This window comes from Fluviicola sp. (assembly GCF_030151805.1).
GTDB lineage: Bacteria > Bacteroidota > Bacteroidia > Flavobacteriales_D > Crocinitomicaceae > Fluviicola.
In genome coordinates, this window is record NZ_JASLCN010000421.1 from 1 (window position 1) to 6,478 (window position 6,478).

At 41.7% G+C, this 6,478-nt stretch carries 4 protein-coding genes; 1 reads left to right on the top strand and 3 read right to left on the bottom strand.

The window, feature by feature from the left end; genetic code table 11:
• Nucleotides 1–116: 116 nt before the first annotated feature.
• From Q1V93_RS15930 to Q1V93_RS15940, 3 genes are all read right to left on the bottom strand, one after another.
• Nucleotides 117–779, bottom strand: coding sequence for a MarC family protein (locus tag Q1V93_RS15930; RefSeq protein ID WP_300666015.1), 663 nt, complete (start codon nucleotides 777–779; stop codon nucleotides 117–119).
• An 83-nt stretch (nucleotides 780–862) separates the two neighbouring features.
• Nucleotides 863–3,541, bottom strand: a complete 2,679-nt coding sequence (locus Q1V93_RS15935) for an AsmA-like C-terminal region-containing protein (protein ID WP_300666016.1) — start codon at nucleotides 3,539–3,541, stop codon at nucleotides 863–865.
• A gap of 132 nt (nucleotides 3,542–3,673) precedes the next feature.
• Entirely contained in the window at nucleotides 3,674–5,551 is a 1,878-nt protein-coding gene (locus tag Q1V93_RS15940) for a VWD domain-containing protein (RefSeq protein ID WP_300666018.1), read from the bottom strand.
• Nucleotides 5,552–5,765: 214 nt separating this feature from the next.
• On the opposite strand from Q1V93_RS15940, the gene Q1V93_RS15945 reads away from it, so the two are divergent.
• A partial coding sequence (locus tag Q1V93_RS15945) for a PfkB family carbohydrate kinase (RefSeq protein ID WP_300666019.1) occupies nucleotides 5,766–6,478 on the top strand: 713 nt, incomplete at its 3' end.

Sequence of the window (6,478 nt, forward strand, 5' to 3'; positions counted from 1 at the left end):
TTTTAAATTTTCGAAGTAAGTTTTAATCTTTAAAGGGAAATTTTTGCTTTCCCCCTTTGGAGGGGGATAAAGGGGGAGGAAAAAACAAATCAGGTTCAATTTCACAAATCCCTAACTCAAATCAACGACTTAATCCCCGTAACGGCAATTTGCAATCCGACACAAAAAATCAAAAAGGCAATAATGCGATTGAGGATTTTTTCTCCGTCGGGGCCAATGACCCGGATGATTTTTTTGGTGTTTAAGAAGAAAAAGTAAATGAGCAGACACATCAGAATGATCGCCAGCAGGATTGCAGCGGTATTGATGAGGTACACATTGAATTGCTTATCGGCACTGTGTGCGCTTAATGTAAAAAGAACAGACAACGAACCGGCTCCGGTTGTGATAGGAAAGGTAATCGGATAAAACAAATTATCCTTCACATCGCTATAGCTCGAATGTTCATTCAAATCTGTTTCATTGGAAACTTTTTCGTCTTTTTTGCCCGGAGAAAGCAAATCCCAGCCAATTTTACAGATCATGATCCCTCCGGCAAGCTGAACAATGGGAATCGTAATTCCAAATAATTCCAGAATCCAATGGCCTGCAAAAAATGCAATGGTGCATAAAGTGAAAGCGTAAAGGGTGATTTTGGTGACAGCTTTTCGCTTTTCCGCCTGAGGTAAATTAGATAAAAACGGGTTTACAATAAAAGCTGATCCGATTGGATTTACCACCGGAAATAACGCAATAACTCCAATAAAAAGCATATCAACAAAAGACTGAATTCCGGTCATCTGATCGTGTTTTGGTTAGATAATAATACACATAATTCTTAATTCCTAATTCCAAATGAAATAAATGAATTAAGTAATTCGTACTATTCCACCGTAAATTCCTCTTTCTCCTCGGTCTTGTTTTTTTCCTTGAGCTTTTCACCGAACTTTTTCAATCCTTTTTTCTCCTTTTCGATCTTCTTTTTCTCTTCGAACGGATTTACGTTTTCTTCCTTCCCGAATTGAATTTCCAATACTTCATGTTCCTTTTTTGGAGGCAGGTATTTTTTGATGGTTGTGTCTTTCTTAAACAAGCCCAATTCTGATTTCAAGATGGAGATTGCTTCTTTTTTTGCTTCTTCGCGGTTTTGTTTTGCTTCCTCTTTCCGGGAAGTTTTGTCCCATTCGATAACCGGATCTGACAGGTTTCCGTACATCCGTACAAAGATTTTAATTCCGGTTCCGTCGTCTTCCACGATGCCGAATTCCGATTCGTCTTTTTGTTGTTTCAGTTCGCGGAAACGGAAGGCAAATTTGTAATCAATGTCGTTGTTGAACTTATGTTTTCCGTCGACTGAAATATTGAGGGCATTGGATTTGATTTCCATCTTCGGGATAATGATCGCGCTCTTTTTAATGAAGATCGTATTTTCCAGCGTTTCGAACTGAATATTGTTGAGTTTATCCTGAAGCGCATCAATTTCGCGTGCTTTCAGAATCATTTTCGTTTTGGTTGTTTTCAGATCTTTAGTCAGTGCGGTGAATGTCTGCACATTTTTCAACTGACCGCCTATGACTTTCAATTGAATCTGAGCTTCGATTTCATCTTTCAAAATCCCATAATTCAAATCAAACGGAGCTTTTAAATCCAGGATTGCTTCCGCGCGCCCGCTGATATTGTCTTCTTTGATCACCTCCTGATCGAAATTATTCCATTCCCGGAAAATCGGTTTGAAATAAATGTCTTTCGAACTCAGGTTGGTCGCCAGCTGAAAATATTCCGGTGAAGATTCGACGACTGCCAAACTTCCGCGCACTGTGGCGTTAGCAGTAATTCCATGCAGTTTTTGAATAACGATGCTTCTGTTTCCAACCGTCATTTCGCCATTGATCTGGGAAAATGTGTGGTGATCTATGTGAATGGCGTCCACGTTCAGTTTGACATTTCCATTGATCATTGTAGGAAGCATCCATTCACGAACGTCCAGGTTGGTCTTCGGATCTCCGGCAATGGTATTGGTGAAATCTTTGAGGTTGATCTTCTGGCTTTCGGCGATGACAGAAACATCCAATGTGTGTTTGTCCTGCAGGAATTGATCGATGTAGTTAAAACTTCCGTTCAGTTCCAGATCCGATTCCCCCAAATGAACTTTGAGTTCTTCGAGAACGGCTTCACTGCGGTTCAAAATCAGGTTTCCGTAGATGTCGTAGAACTTTCTGGAATCATTTTGCAAACGGAAATCTACATTGTCCAATAAGGCATTTCCGCTCCCGTCCACAATTTCAATCGTCGGTCGATTGTTCTCAAACACCGTTTCGAGATGAAAACTGGTATTCACTTTTACCCGCCCGGTAAGTTCTTCGATTTTCGGAATCCGGAACAAACCGTGAATGACCTCCAGGTCAACAGACCCTTTTGCCGAACCACGGTAACTTGGTTTTGAGAATTGCCGCACGGACAAATTCCCGGAAAAAGGACCGCTGATGGTTTGAAAAGCAACATTCCGGATCTCCAGTTCTTCTTTGCCCTTTCCCTTCATCGTGGAGTAATATCCTTTCAGATCAATGTCTCTCAGTGTTAATCCTTTCGTAGGTTCGGTCAGTTTTCCGTTATCAATGGAGAACTTGCAGTCTACTTTCGGATAAGAATCTCTTCTGGTTGCATTTTGAAGCGACAAATGAAAAGATGCCGTTCCGGAACCTTTCAATTCGGAAACGGTTTTCACTTCTTTGATCGCCAGTTTATTTGCCAAATCCGCCAATGGAATTTTATCAGCATCGAGCAGGAGCTTCACTTCTGTGGTATCGATACTTAAATCGAAATCGAAGGGAATTCCCGAAAGCAATAATTCTCCGTCCGGAATATTGAATGTTTCCCTGATCTGATCAATGTGAATATTCACCTCAGTAGATGCCTGCTGATTGATAATGAAGGGAACCAGACCGTGCTGAATACGCTGTACGTAAAAATGGGCCTCCGTCGCAATGTCGAATTTATCCTGCGTAAAGTTTCCGGCTAAATGAATATTCTGAACGTTGGCTTTGTAGCTGCTTTCATTGATCTTGTTCAGATAGGAAAACCGCAAACCGCTGGCCCGGATTGATTCGAGCTTGAGTTTGAAATTGGTCTTTTCGCCTGATTCGGATTCTTTGAAAATATCGTAATTGACTTCTCCCTTTTCGTTGACTTTGAGCTGAATGGTTCCCGGTTCGATCACAATTTTCTTTACATTGTAATTTTCGTTCCAGATATCCATCGGATTGAACTTGAGACGGATTTGTTGCGTATACAAAAGTGTATCGCGACGGGTTGAATTCGGTAAAGCATCCTGGATAAATACGTTGTTGAAATCGAGGCTTAAATTGGGGAAGGTGCTCCAGAAAGTGAGATCTATTTTATCTACTGTGACTTTGGTCTTCAGTGTTTTGTTGATTTCCGAAACAGCATAGTCAATAATGTCGTCCTTGAAAACGTACAACAGGATAGAGATCAGTAAAATGAGTGACAGAACAGTTGCAAAAAACCATTTTAGCGTCTTCACCAACCTCTTCTTCCACTTCATAAATCAAATTTACATCGAAACCTACTGATTAAACAACAGTACCTCAAATAGTAATTAACGTTCAATTTTTAATTTGTTTCAATTCCTGAGAGAATACAAGCAAAAAAAAGGAGTCCGAAGACTCCTTTTGAACTAACCACCTCTTCTAACCGGTGTTGAAATCGTTTTCGAAGGTGTTGAACTTGGTGTCGAGACCGGTGTAGTTACCGGGCGTTGTACCGGCGTCGACACAGGATTGCTTGGCGGCGGTGTATATTTTGGTTCCGTTCTAACGGGTTGGGTAATAACTGGTCTGGTAACTACAGGTCGTGTAATTTCAGGCTGTCTGATCACTTCAGGTTGTTTAGTGATCGTACTTTCAACCTTAACAGGTTTTACAGATTCCGGATTCGAGGAAGAACCAGGTAGAGGATGAGATACTGATCCCGATTGAGTATTGGTGTTTTCTACTTTAACAGGCTTTGTATTTTCGCCACTGTTATAAACAGGTCTTGTCGTTCTTGTTCCTCCATCGGAATTAATCGTTTCCGGATTTTGAGAAACCGGTGTAGTCACTTCTCTGTTAGTTGTCCGTTCTCTGTTAATAGACTCTGAACTAACCGGTTTCACTCCGCTTCCTCCTTCCGGATTCTGACCCATCGGTTGAACCTCACGGATAGTCCTTGTAGGTGTAACTTTGGAATCAGCTTGTCTCACTCCGGGGTCCGGATAACGCTCTCTGAACGGTTTTTGACCGGGATTCACGTTTGGTGTCGGAGTTCTTACCGGATCCAATTGTCTTCCGGTTGTTCTGTTCGGAATAGTTGGTTTTGGAGTTGGTTCAATGCGTAAGAATCCATTGTCATACATACAAGCGCTTAAATCCGAGCCCGAAAATCCTCTGCGTTCACATTCTCTTTGAGCTCTTCTGCGGTCGTCCTGACTCAAATCTCCCAATGTACGGTGCACCCGCGGGAAAGATAAATCAGTAAAGGCAAGCGTACTTTGGTTGAATCCGTAATCAAATAATGATTCTTCTTGCACAATGCGGTATTGCATGGCGAAATCCTTTGCCAGGAATGCCAGGTATTCTTTTTCCAGTACCTGGTCGTTTTGGTTGGAAGAACCGAATACGCCCATGTTCCAGCGGGAAGCAGTCATTGAGCCTCCACGAACATCAAAATCATCCGAGCTTCTTCCATTCGCATTTCCAAGAATCCCTTCATAGTTGTCAGAACAAGGATAAATTTCAACGGCAATGTTATAGAATCCCATGTTTCCTGTTCTGGAACCATCTAGTTTTACACGTTCTCCTGTTGGCCAGGTTACTACGTAATTGTTATTTCCGGAAGCACTGATTGTTCCTCCATGTTCCAGGTAGTAATTTGCGCCGTCGATATAAACAGGCTCTCCTTCAATACGAAGTGGAGTCGTGTTGTTTCCATCCGGTTTTTCGTTGGCATAAAAACAAACACGGTCACCGCCAACATTCATTGCTACGGCTGTGTTCAAAGAAAAGTCATCAGATTGTGGGCGCTGGCGAACCTGGATATTTACGTTTCCGCTTCCGGATTTAGCCAGTGTAAATTCACCTACAGTCTGGAAGGAGTAAGTAGCTCCGTCAAAAGACTTTAAATGCGGATCACCATAAGTTCTTCCCATCACTGGTTTACAGTCCGGAGTTCGGTTGGTGAAACTGTTCAAACGATTCCATTGGTTTCGCGAAACACTATCGGTATTGGTACTCGATCGCTGAATTTGCGAGCGGATTTTGTTTTGTGTAGCTTCCGGCATGGCGCTAAACATTTCTGCAGGGGTGTATTCTTCCGGAAAATTGCGATCCGGTGTTGGTCTTTTATTCGCCATCGCTTCCATCGAAGATGCAAGCCATTCTCCGCGAACCTGGTCCCAGGCAACCATATCTTTTCTGATAGATTGAAAATCTGTGCCAAAATTCGACTTTTCCTGAGCATGAAGTGTTCCTAGTGCTGCAAGAGCGAATAATCCAAAGAATGTAAGATGTTTTTTCATAACCGCTGGTTTAATTCGAAAAGCTATCAAACAATAAATGTACCGAAAAATCGAAGAATTAAAAAATGTTAAAATAAAAACAAAATAACTGATTTGAGAATTGAATTTTAAAACAAGTAAATCCGGCACACAGCTATTTCTCATAAATAGTTAATAGATAACGAGCAACTTAAACCTAAATTATTGTGTACATTTGCCCAAATAAATTGAGAAAATGAGTCTATTGACAGTTGGAAGTGTGGCTTTTGATGCGATCGAAACACCATTCGGAAAAACAGATAAAATTGTAGGTGGAGCAGGAACGTTTATTGCACTGTCTGCATCAAACTTTATAAAGGACCAGCGAATTGTTTCGGTGGTCGGAGAAGATTTCCCGCAGGAAACCCTGGATCTTTTGGCTTCCAAAGGAGTTGCGCTTGAAGGATTGCAAATCAAAAAAGGCGAGAAAACATTCTTCTGGTCGGGTCGTTACCACAATGACATGAATTCCAGAGATACTTTGGTAACAGAATTGAATGTATTGGGTGATTTCGATCCGATCATTCCTGAATCTTACCAGGGAGCAGAATATTTGATGTTGGGGAATTTGAGTCCGCAGGTACAGCGCCAGGTGATTGAGCGTTTGACGAAGAGACCTAAATTGATTGCGATGGATACCATGAATTTCTGGATGGATATCGCATTGGATGATTTGAAGCAAACACTGACAATGATCGATGTGTTGATCATTAATGACGAAGAAGCGCGCCAATTATCGGGAGAATACTCATTGGTGAAAGCCAGCCGTGTGATTCGCAACATGGGCCCAAAAACATTGATCATTAAAAAAGGAGAACACGGAGCATTATTGTTCCAGGACGATAAAGTATTCTTTGCTCCGGCATTGCCATTGGAAGATGTATTCGATCCAACAGGAGCAGGAGATAC